Origin of the sequence: Streptococcus parasanguinis, from assembly GCF_032163505.1 — a bacterium.
GTDB lineage: Bacteria > Bacillota > Bacilli > Lactobacillales > Streptococcaceae > Streptococcus > Streptococcus parasanguinis_V.
This window is the reverse complement of the sequence record NZ_CP134147.1, coordinates 361,322-380,833: the sequence shown is the minus strand read 5'-3', so window position 1 is coordinate 380,833 and position 19,512 is coordinate 361,322. Positions and strand designations below refer to the sequence as shown.

General features: G+C 33.1%; 18 protein-coding genes and 3 pseudogenes. 4 read left to right on the top strand and 17 right to left on the bottom strand.

Annotated elements, in window-relative coordinates:
• Nucleotides 1-52: 52 nt before the first annotated feature.
• Nucleotides 53-386: pseudogene (locus RIN70_RS01990) on the bottom strand (diacylglycerol/lipid kinase family protein); the annotation flags it as partial.
• A 3-nt stretch (nucleotides 387-389) separates the two neighbouring features.
• Nucleotides 390-533, bottom strand: a pseudogene (locus RIN70_RS01985) (IS982 family transposase); the annotation flags it as partial.
• 350 nt (nucleotides 534-883) lie between these two features.
• On the opposite strand from RIN70_RS01985, the gene RIN70_RS01980 reads away from it, so the two are divergent.
• Nucleotides 884-1,492, top strand: a complete 609-nt coding sequence (locus tag RIN70_RS01980) for a DUF1269 domain-containing protein (RefSeq protein ID WP_002893760.1) — start codon at nucleotides 884-886, stop codon at nucleotides 1,490-1,492.
• A gap of 244 nt (nucleotides 1,493-1,736) precedes the next feature.
• On the top strand, nucleotides 1,737-1,958 hold the full coding sequence (locus RIN70_RS01975) for a tyrosine-type recombinase/integrase (protein WP_002893762.1): 222 nt from the start codon (nucleotides 1,737-1,739) through the stop codon (nucleotides 1,956-1,958).
• A 375-nt stretch (nucleotides 1,959-2,333) separates the two neighbouring features.
• Here the strand turns inward: RIN70_RS01975 and RIN70_RS01970 are convergent, their stop codons facing one another.
• From RIN70_RS01970 to pezA, 5 genes are read right to left on the bottom strand one after another with little or no spacing between them, the layout of a single operon-like run.
• Nucleotides 2,334-2,924, bottom strand: coding sequence for a hypothetical protein (locus RIN70_RS01970; RefSeq protein ID WP_195228013.1), 591 nt, complete (start codon nucleotides 2,922-2,924; stop codon nucleotides 2,334-2,336).
• Entirely contained in the window at nucleotides 2,921-4,459 is a 1,539-nt protein-coding gene (locus RIN70_RS01965; protein ID WP_313790647.1) for a UvrD-helicase domain-containing protein, read from the bottom strand. Before RIN70_RS01965 ends, RIN70_RS01970 begins: the two co-directional genes overlap by 4 nt.
• Nucleotides 4,452-6,209 carry an ATP-dependent nuclease gene (locus RIN70_RS01960; protein ID WP_313790646.1) on the bottom strand — a complete coding sequence of 586 codons (1,758 nt, stop codon included), beginning with the start codon at nucleotides 6,207-6,209 and terminating at the stop codon, nucleotides 4,452-4,454. Before RIN70_RS01960 ends, RIN70_RS01965 begins: the two co-directional genes overlap by 8 nt.
• Before the next feature lie 33 nt (nucleotides 6,210-6,242).
• A complete protein-coding gene (gene pezT, locus RIN70_RS01955; protein ID WP_313790645.1) occupies nucleotides 6,243-7,004 on the bottom strand; it encodes a type II toxin-antitoxin system toxin PezT in 762 nt (253 codons plus the stop codon).
• Entirely contained in the window at nucleotides 7,004-7,480 is a 477-nt protein-coding gene (gene pezA, locus RIN70_RS01950; protein ID WP_175743795.1) for a type II toxin-antitoxin system antitoxin PezA, read from the bottom strand. Before pezA ends, pezT begins: the two co-directional genes overlap by 1 nt.
• Nucleotides 7,481-7,710: 230 nt before the next feature.
• On the opposite strand from pezA, the gene RIN70_RS01945 reads away from it, so the two are divergent.
• Nucleotides 7,711-8,703, top strand: a complete 993-nt coding sequence (locus tag RIN70_RS01945; RefSeq protein ID WP_313790644.1) for a hypothetical protein — start codon at nucleotides 7,711-7,713, stop codon at nucleotides 8,701-8,703.
• A 44-nt stretch (nucleotides 8,704-8,747) separates the two neighbouring features.
• Here RIN70_RS01945 and RIN70_RS01940 read toward each other — a convergent pair whose 3' ends face one another.
• Entirely contained in the window at nucleotides 8,748-9,713 is a 966-nt protein-coding gene (locus RIN70_RS01940) for a polyprenyl synthetase family protein (RefSeq protein ID WP_313790643.1), read from the bottom strand.
• A 91-nt stretch (nucleotides 9,714-9,804) separates the two neighbouring features.
• Between RIN70_RS01940 and RIN70_RS01935 the strand changes: the two genes are divergently transcribed.
• Nucleotides 9,805-10,704, top strand: a complete 900-nt coding sequence (locus RIN70_RS01935) for a tyrosine-type recombinase/integrase (RefSeq protein WP_195228015.1) — start codon at nucleotides 9,805-9,807, stop codon at nucleotides 10,702-10,704.
• A gap of 906 nt (nucleotides 10,705-11,610) precedes the next feature.
• On the opposite strand, the gene RIN70_RS01930 is transcribed toward RIN70_RS01935, so the two are convergent.
• The 9 genes and pseudogenes from RIN70_RS01930 to gggA all read right to left on the bottom strand — a co-directional run bounded on the left by RIN70_RS01930 (nucleotide 11,611) and on the right by gggA (nucleotide 19,451).
• Nucleotides 11,611-12,267 (bottom strand): ABC transporter ATP-binding protein, encoded by a 657-nt coding sequence (locus tag RIN70_RS01930; protein ID WP_049492958.1) that lies wholly within the window; start codon nucleotides 12,265-12,267, stop codon nucleotides 11,611-11,613.
• Between the two features lie 4 nt (nucleotides 12,268-12,271).
• Nucleotides 12,272-14,458 (bottom strand): ABC transporter permease, encoded by a 2,187-nt coding sequence (locus RIN70_RS01925; RefSeq protein ID WP_313790642.1) that lies wholly within the window; start codon nucleotides 14,456-14,458, stop codon nucleotides 12,272-12,274.
• A gap of 21 nt (nucleotides 14,459-14,479) precedes the next feature.
• The gene (locus tag RIN70_RS01920) at nucleotides 14,480-14,773 is read right to left on the bottom strand and encodes a hypothetical protein (protein WP_023919386.1); all 294 of its coding nucleotides are present in this window, start codon (nucleotides 14,771-14,773) and stop codon (nucleotides 14,480-14,482) included.
• Between the two features lie 145 nt (nucleotides 14,774-14,918).
• Entirely contained in the window at nucleotides 14,919-15,056 is a 138-nt protein-coding gene (locus RIN70_RS01915; protein ID WP_313790641.1) for a hypothetical protein, read from the bottom strand.
• Between the two features lie 203 nt (nucleotides 15,057-15,259).
• On the bottom strand, nucleotides 15,260-16,132 hold the full coding sequence (locus RIN70_RS01910; RefSeq protein WP_049496925.1) for a helix-turn-helix domain-containing protein: 873 nt from the start codon (nucleotides 16,130-16,132) through the stop codon (nucleotides 15,260-15,262).
• An 86-nt stretch (nucleotides 16,133-16,218) separates the two neighbouring features.
• Nucleotides 16,219-16,376, bottom strand: a pseudogene (locus tag RIN70_RS01905) (IS630 family transposase); the annotation flags it as partial.
• 176 nt (nucleotides 16,377-16,552) lie between these two features.
• Nucleotides 16,553-18,094 carry a streptosactin export ABC transporter GggC gene (gene gggC, locus RIN70_RS01900; RefSeq protein WP_313790640.1) on the bottom strand — a complete coding sequence of 514 codons (1,542 nt, stop codon included), beginning with the start codon at nucleotides 18,092-18,094 and terminating at the stop codon, nucleotides 16,553-16,555.
• Entirely contained in the window at nucleotides 18,087-19,286 is a 1,200-nt protein-coding gene (gene gggB / locus RIN70_RS01895; RefSeq protein ID WP_023919393.1) for a streptosactin maturase GggB, read from the bottom strand. The genes gggC and gggB overlap by 8 nt, the downstream gene beginning before the upstream one ends.
• Nucleotides 19,287-19,343: 57 nt before the next feature.
• Nucleotides 19,344-19,451, bottom strand: a complete 108-nt coding sequence (gggA, locus tag RIN70_RS10375; RefSeq protein WP_023919395.1) for a streptosactin — start codon at nucleotides 19,449-19,451, stop codon at nucleotides 19,344-19,346.
• Between the last annotated feature and the right edge of the window lie 61 nt (nucleotides 19,452-19,512).

The following is a 19,512-nucleotide window of genomic DNA, read 5'->3' as shown; positions in this document are numbered from 1 at the left end:
GTTTGTATTCTGCTGTCCAGCAACGAATTAACGTTTAGAGAACTGGCTAGCTTTACGAGCCTTTTTCAAGCCTGTTTTCTAGTATTTTTATATCTATTGGCAGATTATCCGACTTATCCCCATCAACATCTGACTCTAACTCAACCTCTGAAGAAATCCTAATATTGCGTACTTTGATATATTCGATATTATTGTTACCTACTAGATCCCCTTTTTAATAAATCTGGGATAGCCGATAATTTAGAAATGATGGATGAATCCTTTAAAATCAAGATATTTCCATATTCATCTGTATTTTCATCAAATAGTTTTTTGTCTGCATAGTAATTGGATAGAAGAACTAAGACCTGAGTAGCTTCACCTTCATAATTGCCATTTTTGCTTTCAAAAGGTAATAATTGCTTGTTCATAGCTTGGCGAATCAGTTGCACCAGCCAAATTAATTGTCTTGACCGACGAATAAAGCGACTTCTTTCAAGGATTCGACCATAAGGAAACAGTTGGCAGATTCTATAAAAGTGTCGATGTGATTCGGCACGCTCATCAGACTCGCTACACAGAGCTGGTACATAATATCTGCTATAATTTTCTGGAAGATTTGGTCAAGCGGTCTTTTAGCCGTGTGACAGGCATACAGGAAAAACACTATTTATTTACTTTTTGCACGGGAGGCTTTAAGATGTTGCTGGACGCCTTTCTTGATAATCACTCAGAGTCGCCAGAGTGTCTGGGCTGGGATATGGCAAAGATATACCGCTGCCTGAAACTGTTCTTTGACGCTGATAAACGCGACATATCAATTAAAATGTCGCACTAAAATGATTGAAAAGTGATTGAAACTGTATTATAATGAACGTATATATTTAGAAAAGAGGTACTAACTATGGAAAACCTAGTAGTTTCAGTCTTTAACACTGAAAGCGAAGCTTATCAGTCCTTTGCGGATTTGAAGGCTTTCCGCCAAACTCAGACGACCAAGGTTGCTCAAATCGCCTTGGTCAAAAATGAAAACGGTCACATCGTTGAAAAAGAACGCTATGACTTTGAAGATTCAACGACGGATGCAACCCTAGAAGGTGGCTTGCTCGGTGCAGTTATCGGGCTTTTGGGTGGTCCTATCGGCGTCTTGTTTGGTTATGGTATTGGCAGCCTCTATGGTTTGGCTGCTGGTGATACCGTTGATACGGCAGAAGCTGGCTTGATTGACGTTGTGTCTCAAAAATTGATCGACGGCGAAACAGCCGTTGTCGCCTTGGTGCAAGAAAACAACGAAGCAGTCATCGATGCTTACTTCACCAAGTACGACACCCAAATCGTGCGTTGGGATGTAGCAACCGTCGTAGCCGAAATCGAAGCAGCTCTGCAAGTCCAAGAAGACCTCTACAACCAGGCACGTGCACAAATGAAGGCTGAACGTAAAGCCGAACGCAAGGCTAAACTTGAAGAATTCAAGGCAAATGTCAAAGCAAAATTTGACAAATTGAAAGCCTAACGTCTAAGCGTCTCATAAATTTAAATGTGACTGAGACGCCATTTAAAATTTATGTGCGTCGGATTCTCACAGTTAAATAATTGCGTTGACAAAGCCGTTACAGCCGTTCTTCCATTCTTTGAAAAGAATGTTTAATAGACAAGAAATCTGGACTAGTATTGGTCTGGATTTTTTTGTGAATATAGAGGTCATAGCTTTTTGACTATGCTTCGTTATAATTAGAAAAATTTTAAGTTTTATCAAGATGAAATCAGTCAGACGAAGACATCCCGAATTAGCACCAGCATCACCACACAAACTAAGACATACTGGTGCTACTCTTGCTAAACAAGCAGGTGTTTCTCTTGAAGCCTTCTCAGAAGCTCTTACTCATAGTGATAAAGAGATTACAAAAACTTACGTTAATATCAAAGATAAAGTCAATCAGACTGTAGGTGATATTGCTTTTCGTAGTTTAAAAAATTGATGGGGTGAATATGGGGTGAATTTTGGGGTGAACTTTGGTTATTTGAACAAAAAAGACATCCAAGAGAAAATTCTTGAATGTCTGTAAACGTTGATAGTATCGTATTGATTAACGTTTTGAGAATTGTGATGCTTTACGAGCTTTCTTAAGACCTGGTTTGAACATCTCGTATTTGAATGAATTTCAATATATGCTTAATATCAATGTTTCCCCACGTTTTAAGAAAGAAATATTTCATCTAATTTGAATAACTTTCAATTGAATGGTGTGAATTTCACCCTAAAAATACACAAATTGAGCTAGATTTTACCAAAAAGTTCACACCATTTGAATTGTTATTGTTTTGTACATTTGATATACGGAGTGCATTATAAATTATCGCAAATATTTCTCAATATACTCTATGAAGATAAAAGGTTCTATATCCTTGGAACGGAGACCTTTAGATAGAGCATGACATTGTTTTGCTGTACCTTTTCCTGGTCGATGGTAAAATGTTCTAATCCCTTGAAGGAATATTCCTAAACGCGAATGACGTTCCGAAGGCATCATCTCATCTAAATATCTGTCAACAGCTAAAGCGAATATGTTCCCGTAATACCTATCATCGTCAAACCTTGTTCTAGTCATATAATCTTGAATGTCATAAAGCATGGATTTCATATTTCGATAATTGGGTGCTCCCACCAATGCTCGACTAGCTCTTTTTATACCATCAACATAACTATAAGCATCGTTTAATGTACCAAAATCCCAAAACCTTTTAGAATCAAAATACTTATACTCTATGTCTAGTTGTGATTTTAATATTCGTAAAATGGACAGAGCTGTACTGTCATCATTATTTTTTATTGCAACATAAGCTTCTTCAACTCCAATATTATAAAAATCAATGTGCTGATTAATTTCAGAACCTAGAATACCTGTAATATCAAATTGCAATTTATCTTGATTTAAACTAATCATATATACCGTCTTTCTATAAAATCTTCAAAAGAAAATTTCTCATTATTGTTGCTTAATAATCTATTGATTTCATCAATATAAATTGTCTGATTATCAATAATAATAACCTTTGATTTTGCTCTAGTAATTGCAACATAATGATCTTCAAATTTCAACCCTTGTTTTCGATCAATCAAATATTCTACAAAAATTACTACAGTATCTGCAGCTAAACCTTTTGAACTATGAGTAGTCATTAATAAATTATTTTTCAATGAACTAGTATCAAATAACTTTCTATTCTCATCATCAATTAAAACGTCAAGTAATATTTGACTTTCTAATTTATCTCCAAACTGTGTAATTGATATACCTAGGTATGAAGCTATATCTTCGATAAGTAAGCGCTCAGGATTTTGACGCAAGTTTTTCAATTTTTTTAATAATCCTCTCCTAAAATCATCATTATAATCAGGAAAAAGATTGTTTAATACATCATACTCAGAAAAGTCTTCAACAAAATAATATTGAGCCAAAGATTGTAAAAAAATACTATTGGTACACTCTATAAAAGGATTTTTTCTGACATAATCAAATTGGTTTGGGAATATTCTACCTAGTTGTGTTGCTGTTTCAAAAATATGTTGATTATTTCCAATTAAAAAATAATTTTGCTCATTCAAATTTATGTCGCCATTCTCTATTAAGAATCTGATAATATCTTCTTTTAAAGAATACTGCTCAGCCTTTAAATATAAAATAGATCCTAATTTATTAATAAAATTTATTTGTACCCCTGGAGTTAGGGCTAATGAAAAATCTACAATTTTAGGTAAACTCCTAAAATTACCAATAAACCTCTCTTTTTTAAAATTATTATCGTTTTCCCATAAATTTTTAATATACCTAGGAGAAGCCCCTCTCCATTGATAAATTGACTGTTTATCATCTCCTACAATAAATAAACGAATCCCTAATTCAGCTTTCAAGTACATGAATAGATCATTCATAGATTGATCACAATCCTGAAACTCATCAATATAAAGTGAATTAAATTTATATTTTAGATACTCTGATGCCGACTTAGTGTGTATTAGAATATCTAAAGCAACTTCACATTTAAAATTCTTACCTAGCTGAGCGGTCTTATTATCATAAGTAGCAAAAATACCATTTTGCATTATTTGACTTAGTCCAATATCAAAATTATTAAACTTATATTCTTGCTGAAAACTAAACTGTAATGGCGTTGCAAGTTCATATCTTTGATCAAGGAAAGGAAGAATTATTTCTTTATCTAGAAATGAATCAATTGTTGATATGACAACATTTTCTGGAATATCAATTAATTTCTGTTTTATTTCTTCAGTTGCATTACGAGTAAAAGTTATCGCTGCTAGTTTTTGATAATTATCTAACTTTTTGGAGTCTCTTTCTAGCTTCTCAGCTAAAAAAGTTGTTTTTCCTGAACCTGCATTAGCTAAAATTAGAATGTTTCCTTGGTACTCTAATAATTCTTTTTTGACATTCTCGTCTTGTTTAGCAATATCATTCATAGTCTAAAAACTCCGATAATACTTTAAAATAATCTGACTTCACAATTTTATGTGCAATATCGAGAGACAGATAATTATCTATATATTCCAACATGTTGTACTGTTTACTACTTTGTAACCAATTTACAAAATCGAATTCACTCATTTCACTCCTCTCGCTATCGGATAAAACCTGAGCCAAGTCATTTTCTAAATCAACTTCTGATATAAAGATTCCCTCTGCATTTAATTGAGATACTAGACTATGGTTAGTCGAATATAATTCTTCTTTTTTAGACTTTATATTCTGTTTTCTCTCATCTTTTGAAGAGAAATCTATACGATAATTATCTAATCTAGGAGTCACACTTTGGTCAAGCAAGTCAATACACCTATTTAAGCCAATAGGAGAAAATACATGTTTATCACTACGACTAGCTTTTAAATCATTATCTGTCTTCACAAAAAAATCTATTCCTAATTCTCTATACAGTTTTGCATACGGTTTAAAATTAATACCGTCGACTTGTAACAAGTATTTTCCTTCCGCTTCAAAATCAGGGCTAAGATATTCAAAAATAGCAAAAAATAGGTAGTATTCTGATGGACCTTCAACCAAAAGAACCCTATCATAGAAGATAGACTGCGCTAAGGATTTATTCAATTTTTTCTTTAAATTTGAAAACTCACTTGGCACCTTGTAGTATGAAGAATGTCCTGTTGATTCCTGTTGATTAGTTATCTTTATGAGTTGAGTATTATTCATTTCATAAAGTACTTCTGCCGAATGCGTTGTTAAGAAGAAGTATTCGTATATATTCTGAATAAAAAGCTGTTTAGAAAGCGATACTTGTACTGATCTGTGTAAACTATTCTCTGGTTCCTCTATTAGATAAATTATCACTTTACTACTGTACTGTTTTTCTGAAATCAGATGATTAATAGCATATGATAAGAGTTTTTTTCGGCCATCTCCAGATGTTGGATAATTTTGAGTGTCTCCATTCCAATTGATGTATGGTGTAAGATTATCTAAATAGCCTGAAATTGATATTTCTGATTGAATTTTTATCTCTAAATCTTCTTTACGATAGCTTTTGTAGGCATCAGTTAGTTGTGATTGAACCCTCGTGATTAAACTTAAATTAGAAATATTTTTATTTAATTCACTAATACTACTCTCGATCGCTTTCTCAAGGTCCACATCTTCGTCAGTCTTAGTATCATCTGAGAACAATAATTTTCTATTTCGCTTAAAAAATGCATCCATCTCGATAGCAGGATTTACATAGACTATTTGGAAAATCTTATCAATATCACTTCTTGTACCATATTGAGGAACTTCCATTAAGTCATCTAAAGTAGAACCCCAACTTAATACCGGATTTCCAAACAACTCTTTCTCATCATATATCGCCTCCAAGGAAATAAAAAATGTATCTAAACTGGAATTTTTTCTTGCTCCAGCCACTGTTGAAATTAATAGACGTGAATGCGAAGACTTTAGTGATTCTTCATCCTCCTCCATTTTTCTATCAGACAAATCAAGTTCAAGTTGTATTCTGATAGGTATACTAGTATCATGTCTATGATAATCCGATTTAATAAAACCTTTATTTCTGATACTTCTATCTAACAGATATCTCATTGCAAACAAAAGATTTGTTTTCCCTGAATCATTCATTCCAAATATCACATTTCTATTTGATAAGTTAATTTCAATAGAATTAAAATTACGAAAGTTTTCAATTACTAGTTTTTTAAATTCCATTACTTCCCCTAATATATTTTATAAAATGTGGAACTACTTGATTTTTAATGAATTCAACCGTTCCTGTCCCAACTTCAACATCTCTTTTTCCACCTTGTTCCATTTTCCAAATAGGCATTCGTGTAGAACTCCTGCTGCTGAGATTTGATGTACTTCCGAATCGTAAACACACGATTGATCTCTTTGATAAATTTGAATTTGATTAAAAATTTTGTCATTTTCTAACTCTCGTAAGTTAGCAACTAAATGTTCTACAATTCCATCATGGTGCTCTTTGGGAGTCGCTCTCGCTTGACTAGGATCTATGGCGTAGAGCTCCTCATAACGTATCAAAGTACTGAGATAGGACAATTCTGGCTTTGTTGCAATCAGTGCAAGTGAGACTTGATATCCTCTAGTTGTCAATAATTGTGCAGTTTTTCTAGGGACTTCTGTTGTTCTCAAGGTACCCTCGATTAATAAATGATAACCTTTTTTACTCAACTCATCTACAAGATATTCAACCATTTGTCCCGCGAATACTTTGGTATAATCCACACTATCTTTGCCATACTTTTCCTGTAGGCCAAGGTAGTTCGGATGAAAAGAGCGATAACTGTCTCCATCAATGATAATGATATTTCCTTGAAATTCCCTTTGTTTAATACGATGAATCGTTGTTTTCCCAGCACCACTCTGTCCACCGAGCAAAATAGCCTTAGGATGAGATGAGGTTGTTTTTCCACGAGTTAAAGAACGAACGAGTCGTTTGGAGGCTTGTTCAAAATTATCTTGACTAAATTCTTCTAGTTTCATTAAGCCACCACCAGATGAGTAGCTTGTTCTAGCATACGTTCAATGCCATCCAAATAGCCATTAAATCGCTCTATATCCTCAAAAGTTGAAACAAGATAAATCCTCGTATTAATCAAATCAGACAAATCATCGCTCATTAGAACCCAAGGATTTGAAGTATCATCAAATGCAATTCCTTGTTCATCTTGAAAACGATAAAGTTGCGCTAAGATATTCGCCCCTCGTTCTTTAATCACTTCAATTTTCAGAGTTAACTGATAATCTTCTACTGGTGTGAGCATTTTTTCCTCCCCTACGATATCGATATAAGAAACATTAAATTTCTTGCAGATACGATCTATTAATTCTGTCGAAATTGAACTTGTCCCATTTTCATAACGACTCAAGCTATTTCGAGAGATACCAATAATCTTTGCAAACTCAGGCTGCGTTAATTTATGTGTTTTACGTAACGTTTTTATATTTTCTCCAATCATGTAACTCCTCCTTTTATTTATTTCTATTATAGCAAAAAAAAAGAGAAATGCACCATTTTTGGTGCGTTGTTGCCAATAGATAAAATACCACATATTCAGTTATTAAAGAAAAAGTATTATGAGGCTGTTCAAAAAGTCTTTGAGAATGAAAACTACAATCGAAAACATATTGGGGATAGGAATTTATGGTATACTAGTGATAATAAATAGTTATCGGTAGGAGAAACGGTGTGGAAATAAAAATAGTCGATAAAATTCTATCCCAAAAATGCTTTTGGACAATTATTTTTATTTGTTGGATTTTTATTGGAATTATAGTATCAATTTTTGATTCATCATTAAAATATAACTATGTGTATGTTCTTGGAGTAAATTCTCTATTGTTAGTCCAAGTTATCACATACAAAAATTTAATGAAAAAAGAAATAAAACTTAAAACATCTATTTCAGGTACTAAAGTCAACAATCTTCCACTATTTCCAATGCTTAGTAAGTATAGTAGTTATTTAAAAAAATGGTATAGTATATCTATTTGTTTTATAACTGGTTTAATTTATTTCGTTTCACTAATATTTTTAGAAGTTCTTACTCTGCACGAGCTAATCACAATCTATGGTGCAATTACTTTAATTCTAACGGTATTTATTGCAATACAACTGTATTTAAAGTACATACTTTATATTCTCTTATTAAGGAAAATTTCAAAATTTGATTTTATTTCATTAGTCCCATTTTCCCTACATAATCCATCTGAATCTGATTGGATAGTTAAATTTACCGATAGTATGAGTTCATTTAGTAATTATTTTGGAATTTTAGGTATTGCTTATACCACTCTATTCTATTTAACTACTCCATTATCTGCTATTAAATTTACTGATAATAAGTTAGTAATAGATACACCTAATAATTTAGTGTTTCTAATTACTTGGGGAATAATTTTTATACTGATTGGTTTTGGTTATTTAATTTTTGACTATCTCTGGAAGAAATATGTTAAAGAGATAATAAACAAAATAAAAGGAATGCAGTTAAAAGAATATGATATAACTGATCACAGTAATAAACAAGTTAATAAAGATTATGTTGAGCTATTTAAACTCTATAAAGATTCCCCTAACTTTCCGCAGTTATTCAATGGAAAAACACTTAATCCGATAGGTTACATCCCTATTTTGATAAATCTATATAGACTACTCCAGCCATTTTTATCACAAAACTAGCATTGTTAAAAAGACCAGAGAATCCCAATCTCTGGTCTTTTATCTTAGTAGATCCCTGCTCTCGCCTTTGCTAGTTCAATCGAATAATCAATAAAATAATTTAGTCTTTCCATAGAGTATTTTTTTTCTAAAGTTTCACATTGTTTTTTTATATCAGTCTCAATTAGCGAAACTTCATTTTTTATATATTTTAACACATTATATTTACTCAATAAAATTTCTAAATTAGTCGCTTTATCTTTATTATGAAGCTCTTTTTTTTCTTTATTAGAGAGAAACTGTTCAAGGTAAATGTAACATAAATTTTTCCTATTTTTATTAATATCAAAATTATAATTCCCTTTGTATTCTACAGTAAATTCAGGATTAAAGTAAGCTTCGCAATCATTTAGTAGCTGAAACAAGTAGCCTAATTTATAACCAATAATTGCTAAATGTTGATTGTCTAATTCAGGGTTATGTGATTTCATGCCAATCACTAAACAATTTTGAATAACTTGCGAAGTTTGGCTATCTAAGATTTCTTTTATTTTATCAATACTTACATTCATATCGATATTCAATTCTTGTATTGTTCCCTGGCACATTCTAATAATCATATGACTAAATACTCTAATTGTAGAACCATCAATCTCAGATAATAATTCAATACACTTCCCTAATAAAAAAACTGTGATTACTAAGGCTTCATTAATAGAATATTGCTTGTGTACTGTAGATATGCTATGTCTTTTATCATCTTGATCAATAATATCATCAATTATAATAGAGGATTTATGAATTAACTCAACAGCAATTGCAGAATTGTAAACTTTTTCATTCATATTTTCAGAAAACAACTTATAGCCATAATATGTTAATAACGGTCTAAATCGACTTCCGTTTACTACTTGAAGAATCTCATGATATTGTACTGGTAGTTCAAGTAGTATTGATTTAATCCTAGAATCAATCTGAATCAAAAAATTTTTTTCATCACTATTCAACATGATTATTGGTGTTTTTTCCATACCATTTCTCCTACCGATAACTATTTATTATCACTATACAAAGCATTCAAATAAGTTTATAATAGCATGATTATTGATAAAGGAGTTATTCATGGATTATAAACATATTTCTACTTTCTTAGACTACTGCAAAACCCATAGACGCTTGAGTTCACATACGATTCGAGCTTACAAAAATGATCTTTTGCAATTTTACAATTCAAATTACAGCAGTGTGGAAACCTATGTTGAACATTTGACGAAATCCAATATTAAATCTAATACATTACGTCGCAAAATTGCTAGTCTGAAGGTGTTTTACAGCTACTTAAAATATCATAATTTAGTTGATGAGAATCCTTTTAATCAATTACGTTTTCAATTTAGAACGGAAAAAATATTACCTAAAACGATTCCTCATGATATTTTGAAAAGTATTTTTTTACATCTAGAACAGAAAATTACCTATTCAAAAACTAAATATCAAAAACAAAAAGCTGAAAGAAATTTGCTAATCATTTCCCTATTGCTTTCAACTGGTATTAGGATTTCCGAACTTTGTCATATTCATCTTAAAAATATTAATCTTTCAAATAGGACTCTCCATATTATGGGAAAAGGTAAGAAAGAACGTATCCTATTTTTAGGAGATCAAATAACATTTAGCTTACTAGAAACATATATAAATAACTACTGTTTTCAACCCGGTAACTACCTATTCTCTGGAAAATATTCTTTCAAACCATTGTCAGAGCAAAGTGTACGTTTAATTCTAAATACCCTTGTTAAACAACATAACTTAACTACACCTATTACCCCCCATATGTTTAGACATAGTTTCGCAACAATGCTTCTAGATAGTGATGTAGATATTCGATACATTCAACAAATTCTTGGACATAGTTCTATCTCAGTCACACAAATCTATACTCATGTATCTCAGTCAAAGCAAAAAGAAATTCTAACTCTGTGTAATCCCATTGCTTCGATTCATTCACAGTCAAAAAAATAGAGCTACCTTCATAGAGGTAACCCTATCCTGAATAGTCAAGTCCAGTATCGTCACGGGCTTTGCTGTTATAAACAAAGGGATTCCCTGTTGTGTCTGTACTTGCCTTGCTTGCCCCATAGAGATGATAGCGACTGATCCTTGGATCATTGTCAACTGTAGTGGGTTGATATAAAGTTACAATCTGGAGAGGACTAAATTGGTTCTCTCCTTTTTAATGTTCAAAGTGATGAGAATTATAGTTCCTATAACCGTCAATTACTTGTAAGCCTTTTCATTTTTTGTATAATATATTTGAAAAAGGGTGACATAAAGTAGTAATACCCAATTTGTAAAATTAATAAGATGCGCAAGTTTTAATTAATTTGGGTATTTTTGATTACTCAAAAGGGCTGCCATCCGATATTGACTTCATTGACATGAAGGTGTTCATTATACTAAAAAAGCAAAGACGAGGTAATTACTTCGTCTTTGCTTTTTTACGATTTTCCGCTATATATAGTAGTATACTTCTCCTGATAAAATTCTTTTTCTTATATTTTAGTGAACTCCATGCTAAATCACTGAAGTCAAACAAGTTCTAAAATCCTGAAATTCTAACAAATGCCACGTCACCTCATCGTCATCTAAGACTGTCACAGTCTCGCCTTTAAAACAATGTGGGATAGGGACAGTTTTCTTTTGAAATGAATGTAAAACAACCATATCTACTAATTTATTGTTGAAAATTATATGCAGACAAAGGATGTCATCAATATGATTTTCAACTACTAGATAAGTTTATAACTCTAGATGATTGTACAAATTTGGCTGTTGTGTCATATAGTATTCAAAATTTTCATCCTTAAACTTCCACTTTCTTCGTTGTTCTATAGACTAAAATGATTGTCTCAGTTGCGAGTGAGTAGACTAATTTACAAAAGCTGATTTCAACGAGACAATTCGATCACATTGTTTCGCATGGTCTAAATTATGTGTGACGATTAGAATTGTTTTTCCAAACTGATCTCTCAATGACCGAATTAAGTCAAATGATTTTTGAGCCATATCAGGATCCAATGAACCTGTTGGTTCATCTGCCAAGATGATATCACCTGGTTTTAGAATAGCTCTCACGATGGCGATTCTCTGCTGCTCACCTCCAGATAATTCATTGACCTTGCTATCTAGTCTATTTTCCAAACCAACAAACCGCAAGGTTTCTTTAATCTTTTTCTCCTTCTCTTCCTTAGAGAAATTAGTAAAGTTCATAGCAAGCATGAGATTATCTTTTACACTGGATGTAGAGATGAGTGCATTTGATTGAAATAGATAGTTGATAACATTCTTTCGATAGTTAACCGCAGAACGCGAATTCACTTTTGGTAAGATCTTCCCGTTGATTAAAATCTTACCACTATCAATATTATCCAAAAGGCCAATCATATTGAGTAATGTAGATTTTCCAGAACCAGATGGACCTACTAAAGCTACAAATTCATTTTCCTCAACATCAAAACTTAAGTCTTTTAAAATCTCACGTGACCCAAATTTTTTTGATACATTTTGTACGGAAATCATAGACATTAAATCACCCCTTAAACGATTGTATGAGACTTTCTACTTCTTTACGGAATAGATTGAAGTAAAGAAGTAATAATTGGAAAGCAAATGTAACTAGTGTTAAAACTATTCCCAACTTAGAGCCTAGTAAGATAGAAACTAGTAGTTCTATCGCAGAAACACCAACTACAAGAGAAAAAACTCCGCTATACCTCTTCCAAGGAGAAAAGCCCATGAAGTATTGTACATACAGTTTTTCTTCGAAAAGCAAGCGATAAATCAAGACAAAACTCCAAAAGATAGCCATCATAGTAAAGACAATAATAGCGATGATACTTCCAAATAGGTAGAAAGTATAGCCTAGATCTTTCTGAAGTCCATTGATATAATTCTTAACCGTTGTAAATTTCAGTGCATTGTCTGATAAATCAGGGAACTCATTATCTAAAATTGATTTTACCTGATTCATTGTTTCCTTATCACGAACTTTCAAAATTCCGTCATATCCACTCACAGATAGGTTTGCTGATTCCATGAAGTACAAGTTTTCAGGAGCTGCTACAAAAATAACAGGTTCTTCACTAGTTACACCACGATCGATTGATCTTGACCAAGTAAAAATGGACTTAGATGGCTGATAGGTTCTAAATAAAAATCTTGGATTTTCTGTAAACTTAGTCCCTATATCCCCTGGTTTTACTCGAACAACTTCTTGTAAGTAAGCCTTCATGGTTTCAACATCCGCTGAACCTAGAGTATCAGGAATAAGGTACAATCTGGCACCATTACGTATTTCGGATAATTCTTCATTACTTAACTCAACTCCTAGTTCAGATAAGTAATTATAAGAATAGGTTAAATACCAAAATGGTTTTTTAGGAACATTTTGATACGTACCATAGATTGTATCAAGGTATTCTTGCCCGAGATATTCTCCCTGAGCAATATAAACACCTGGAATCTCTGAAATTCGTTGGTAAAAGTGATACATGCTGCTTTCTAATGAATTTGTATTACCAGAGTAGGTTCCTATATCATCCCCTTCTACAAAATCCGAAATAACATACATATTTTCGACACTTTTCCACTCCCTAGCTACTTTGACATTATCAATGAACTGATTCATTGGCGCATCTAAGGAATGACTAACTGCTATTAATAAACCAGCTACTAAAGTATAGAATAACAAACTGGTTGCCATTAATGGTTTCATTGGTAACCGTTTATGAATTGCAGCTAATGGAGAAACCAAATAAACAACAATACTTGGAATAATTAATGTTAGCAATAGTAACAAGATTGAAAGACTTGTACCCGCAAAGACTAACACAAATGATGATAATCCAAAACTAGCCCAACCTGACAAAAACCAAGTTGCTAGTGCGGAAACAGGTGCAATATAAATAGAAAACAGAATAGAATCCTTGAAGAGGGCAGACCACAACTCCTTCCTATCCCATCCAAGTAGTATCAATGTCCCAAAATGTTTAAAGGATTGTAAAACACATATTAGGAAAAGAACAAGAAGAACCATAGCATTTACTGCAATACTAGCAGCTAAAACGATTGGCACAATTCCCTCAACAGTATTACTGCCAAAACTCTCTCTAGTCAAGTCTTCAACAGAAATCCCAGTAATAGATGAGAGATTTGATAAAAACGTTTCTCTTGAGAGGTCGTCCTGAAGACCATTGATATGATATATCCCGTTTATTGTATTTGTTTCTTGAAAAATATGGTCTAACCGATTAATAACAACAGGGGTTGTAAATAACAAGCTCGGTAATTCATAGAGCATATTATCAGTTCCCTTATCAAGTCCAATAGTCAAGTTATTGTCACTATGGGATAATAAATCTGAAATTTGTTGGCGTGATAAAATTATTTTACCACCGTTTGTAAAATCTGAAAAACCTTCAGGATTGCCAAGAACATCTAAATATATTCTATTTATTGAACCATCCCTACTACTATTTGTAGTACGTTTCGTCCAAATAGACAAGTCACTTTGTTCCAAAAAGTATTGGTATACACTTTGCGCCTGTTCTTCAGATAATCTTTGAAGATAAACTGTAACTGTCCTAGAATTACGGTTATAACTTTGCCATGCCTCCTCATACTGAACACCTGTAAAAAAAATTGCCATCAGAGCAAGTAGTACGCTCTGAATGGCAATCAAAAACAGGATTAAGTACTTCATTTTACCTAATAACATGTTTTTGTATGTCATAGGCGCTTACCTACAATTCCAGTAACATTGTGCTGTACCACTTCCAATATATCTAGATGCACGTGCTTCAATTCCTGGCCGTTTCCAACCTGAGAAACCTCCGTTAGCACTTGCTGCGTGTTCATACACACCAGATTGAACGTGTGAGTAACTCCAAAGTCCTACTGTACGACCATAGTTCCAATAAACGGCAGAACCTTTATAATAAACTGTTGCGGCAGAAGCGATTGAACCACCTGCACCAGCTAGGGTAAGAGCAAGTAACGATGTTGAAATAATCTTCTTAATTCTTTTCTTCATAACATAGTTTCCATTTCATTTTTGACTAAAACTAACAATTACAACTCTTTTTTAGTAACTTATGACAACTTAGTACATTGGCAACTATCCTTTCTTTGAACTGGTAATACTACCAGCTTATTCATAAAATTGTACAATTCATATTTTAAAATTTTACAGAATATAATTCTCCAGGATCAAAGCCTAAAGGGGCGGGAGCGGGATTTATCGATGGTTTACAAACAATAACTAATAAACCCGCTAATAAAACTGCGACAACAAACTTTTTAGTTGCTTTCTTCATATCTTGCAACCCCTTTCATATTCCTTGATTGTATTCTATCACGCAGAAAATTATTCGTCAATTATATTTATAAAGATTTTTTTATTTTATTTTTTTATTACGAATAAGTTTATTTTAACCGTAGAAATAACTCGTTTCATGAGAGATGTTATAATAAATGCATATAAAAAACAACACAGTAAAGACTGAGTTGTCTATAACAATTATGCTGGGAATGTTTCATTGATAAAACGCTCAAGGTCTAAAGCCATCTTATCATTTCCCTCTAGCAGGTATGCATGCTGCGCTGTTACAAAGTACTGTTTAACGGCATCTTTATGGGCAAAACCTTCACTAACATTCCCAAGTAAACAGTAAAGATTAGCTAAACAGTAGAAACTATTATTTTTGAGACAAATACCAATCGTTTCAAAAGTCTCACTTATCGCTCTCTCTGTTTGCTGGTTTAACCATAGATACCGACAAAAGTTATACCGACATTTAATCAGAATTTCAAGTTCATCAATTGTCCGAACCTTAACACTCTTAAAAAGATTGGTCATGCGATTATAGACTTCTTCAAATTTTGAGAGTTCATCCGTCTGAAAGTAAAAGTGTAATAAACTATTTGAGATATTCAAATATTCCCAATCATATTCGCTATATTTTGACAAAATAGCTTCTAATTTTTTGATCGCTTCATTCTGTTTAAGGTCATGGTTAAACAACACAATAGCCTCTATCCACTGAAGGTATAACTGATCGGAGAGAGGGAGTTTTACTGTCTTCGCAGCTTCTAACTCATAGATATATTTTAGTGAATCATAATCTCGTAAGTCTAAGAATTTCTTAGATACAGCACGAAATTGAGTCAAAAACTCCGATTCGACATGGATATCCTCGTCAAAAAAGTAGTCCATTGATACATTTAGCTTTTTTGCAAGGGCATATATTAAGTCTGAGCCAGGACTATAGTCTGCATCTCGCTCAATTTTACTGATTTGGGCCTGTTCACAGATACCAGCAGCCAATTCAACCTGAGACAAATTCAGTTCTTTTCTCCGACTACGCATTCGGCTCGCCAATAGTTTCCCCATATGGCCACCTCTATTCTATGTAATATTTATCTTTATATCACAAATTATAACATTATGACTTTTATTTTTCAATTATTCATACTCACCTAAAATCTAAAACTAATCCAACTTCTATGAACAATAGTACTGTCCAATGCAAGCTCCTAATCACTTCTTGCAACTTATCAATGACTTCATTGAGAGTTTTAAACATCTTGTTCTTGAACCCTCGCTTCCGAATCTCTGCCCAGACTTGCTCAAGAGGTAAATTCTTATCCCCAAATTCATGGAATTTCATATTTCAACTCCTTACTGTAGGACTTTCACTAGCTACATCCCTAGTTTGATGTTATTGTACTGATATTTTTAGACAGAGTTTTTATTATCCAACCTACAAAAAAGAGAGAACTTGCCACTCCTTTCTGAAACCTATACCTCCACCTATTTCTCCAGTTTTATCACCTTATCATAGCGCTTCAAGTCCTCTTCACTATAGTGATGAATCACTTCTACGAGTGCTTGAGGGAGCGAGAAGAGAAGTTGACTGATTTTCTCTTGATTTTTAAGGTCCAGATTGGCTTTGACTTCATCAGCTAGGATAAATTGGCGATTGTGATAGAGAGCACGTGCAATTTCTAACCGCTGCTTCTCACCGCCTGACAGAGTCTGGTTACTAGGGGTTTTGCTTTGAAGAGCTTTCAAACCAGTTTGTCGCAGGATTTCATCCATCTTTACGGAATCCAGTTCTTGTCCCAAAGCAATATTTTCCTCTAGGCTCAAACCATCAAAGATATGACTAGACTGGAGAATGTAGGCTCCTGCCTGATAAAGTTCATCCGAGGTTAGCTCTTGCCCATGGTAGCGAATCCGACCATGACTGGGCTTAATTTCACCATAAATTAGGTTCAGTAAGGTGGTTTTCCCAGACCCACTTTCTCCGATAATAGCAATCTTTTCGCCTTCCTCAATAGTTAGGTCACAAGGGGCTAGAATTTCTTGACCATCACGCACTACACTTACTTGCTTTAACTGGATAGGAAAGACAGAACCTTCGAGAACAGAAGGCATTTCAAAGCCCACTCCCAGCAATTTTTGATATTTATCACAGAGAGACTTAGCTGATTTTCTAGTATTGATAAAATAAGACAACTCCTGAAATTGATAGCCAATATTATACGATACTAGGTAAATCCCTACAAAGCTGGCTGCAGATAGGTAGTTATAATAGGTCATGAAACCACCAATGACAATAGGCGCGACCGAGCAAAAAGCATCAATTCCATTGATAAAGAGACTATTTATGGTCCGTTGCTTCTCATAGGCGATTTCTTCCTTTAGAGTCTTATGCAAATCTTTAGAAAACAATTTGAAAAACAAACTTTGTCCCCGATAATACCGTATGGAACGAGCACCTGCGATCATATTGGTTGTTTGAGAGACATAGACTTGGTTCGCTAGGGACTTCTCCTTCGTAATTTCATCCAAACGTTTAGAGCCAATTCCACTACAAAGAGTAGGTATCGAATAAAAAACGATAAAGAGCAAGCCAAGATAAAAATTAGTCCAAAGAGCATAACAGATAGAGACGGTTGTAAATCCCAAAGAAGAAATGATAATAACAGTCGACTCAATATAATTATCTTCTAGCTGTTTTACATCATTTTCCAAGTCTGACAAAACTTCCTCATCCGCAATCCGACGACTATATAAGAAAGTCTGAAAGATATCCTTCTTAATACCCAACTTGAAGTCTGTCAGTACTCGTGCATAGTAATAACGTTTCCCCGCCAAACCCAGCAAGAGAATCAAATTTCCAATAATCCCCCAAACCAAGACTTGCCATAGCAAATGCAACTGGTGATTGGTAAAACTAGAGACAATATACTGAATCAAAGCTGGTGTAATGATAGCCTCCAGCCAAGTAATCATAATCGCCACAAAATAGAAGAATAAGTGCTTCTTGGTTACATAAGATCTAAGCATAACGTATAAACCTCCTGAAATTATTTACCAACTTAGATAGTCGCTCTTTATCTCTAGAAAGGTATATAATTTGTTGTATGCAGTATTCCATAAGTTCTGGCTTGTGGCATTCTATGAATTCTCCATTCTCGTTAATGACAGTGGAATAACCATCAATTACATTGGCAACACATTCTATACACATACCTCTACACCAGCAATCTTTACACTTAGAAAAATTATCCTTATTATTAAATGTTTCAACATTTGGACTATTATGACTCCCCCAGAATCTAAAGCACAACTTCTTACTTCCATCTACGTCAAAAGTAATTGTATTGGAAGGATCAATATCATCGCAGAAAGTATGGTTTGTACTCTTGTAAATCATAGATATTAAAACATCGTATAAGATTGGGCTAATAAATGCTTTCTCATTACAATCAATTACATTCTGAATAGATGTATCTATAAAAGTTTTTCTTTCAGATAAACTTTTTTCCATTTCTTTAACAATAAGTACTTTATTTTTACTGAAGACATCATTAACATTAAAATGAACATCCATCTCAGTAAAATATTTGAAAATAGCTTCTCTACTAATACCATTTTTTTGATGAATACGAGTATACGTTGATGCAATTTCGAAATTATCATAATCAATACTTTTTAAATACTTAATGAATCTCAGAGTCTTTCTGTGACTTCCTTTTCCCCTTAACCTATCATGAACAACCTCTGGTCCATCTAAACTAATTGTTAAAAATGGATGAAATTTATTTAACATATGCTTTACTCGATGATTCAAAACAGTACCATTAGTAACAGTCTCAACTTTTAATATATTTAAAAATTTAGATAATTTCTCAATAAAATATACAAACAACTCAATATTTAAAAAAGGCTCTCCTCCAAAAAGTATTAATCGATTAATTTGTTTTATTCCCTTACTTACAATTTCCTGAATTATCTTATCAGCAGTATCAAAATCCATTACTCGATTGTCCATGCCATAGTTTCCACCATCAGCATAACAGTACGAACACGATAGATTACAGCTATTTGAAATATTTATTACAACTTTCTTCAAGATTCCATCATCAAGATTATCCAAAGTATTAGACGTATTTTTATATTCAGGTGAAGAAGACAAAGTAAAAGAAATGGAATCAAAATAATATGTACCAAAATCAGTATCAATTTTTTTAATCATAGCAATCCTCATTAATGAAAACAGAGATGGGGAAATTTTTCCCCACCTCGGAAGAAACTATCGACCGCCACCACAAGAATGACTTGGTCCACAGTTATTATTAACAACATAACCTTGATCAAACTCTAAAAGATCTTCAAGGTTAATAACTTGTAGTTCTTCCATTATTTTCACCTCCTATGTTTTATATAGATATCATATTACCATTTTAGGAGCGCTATAAAAA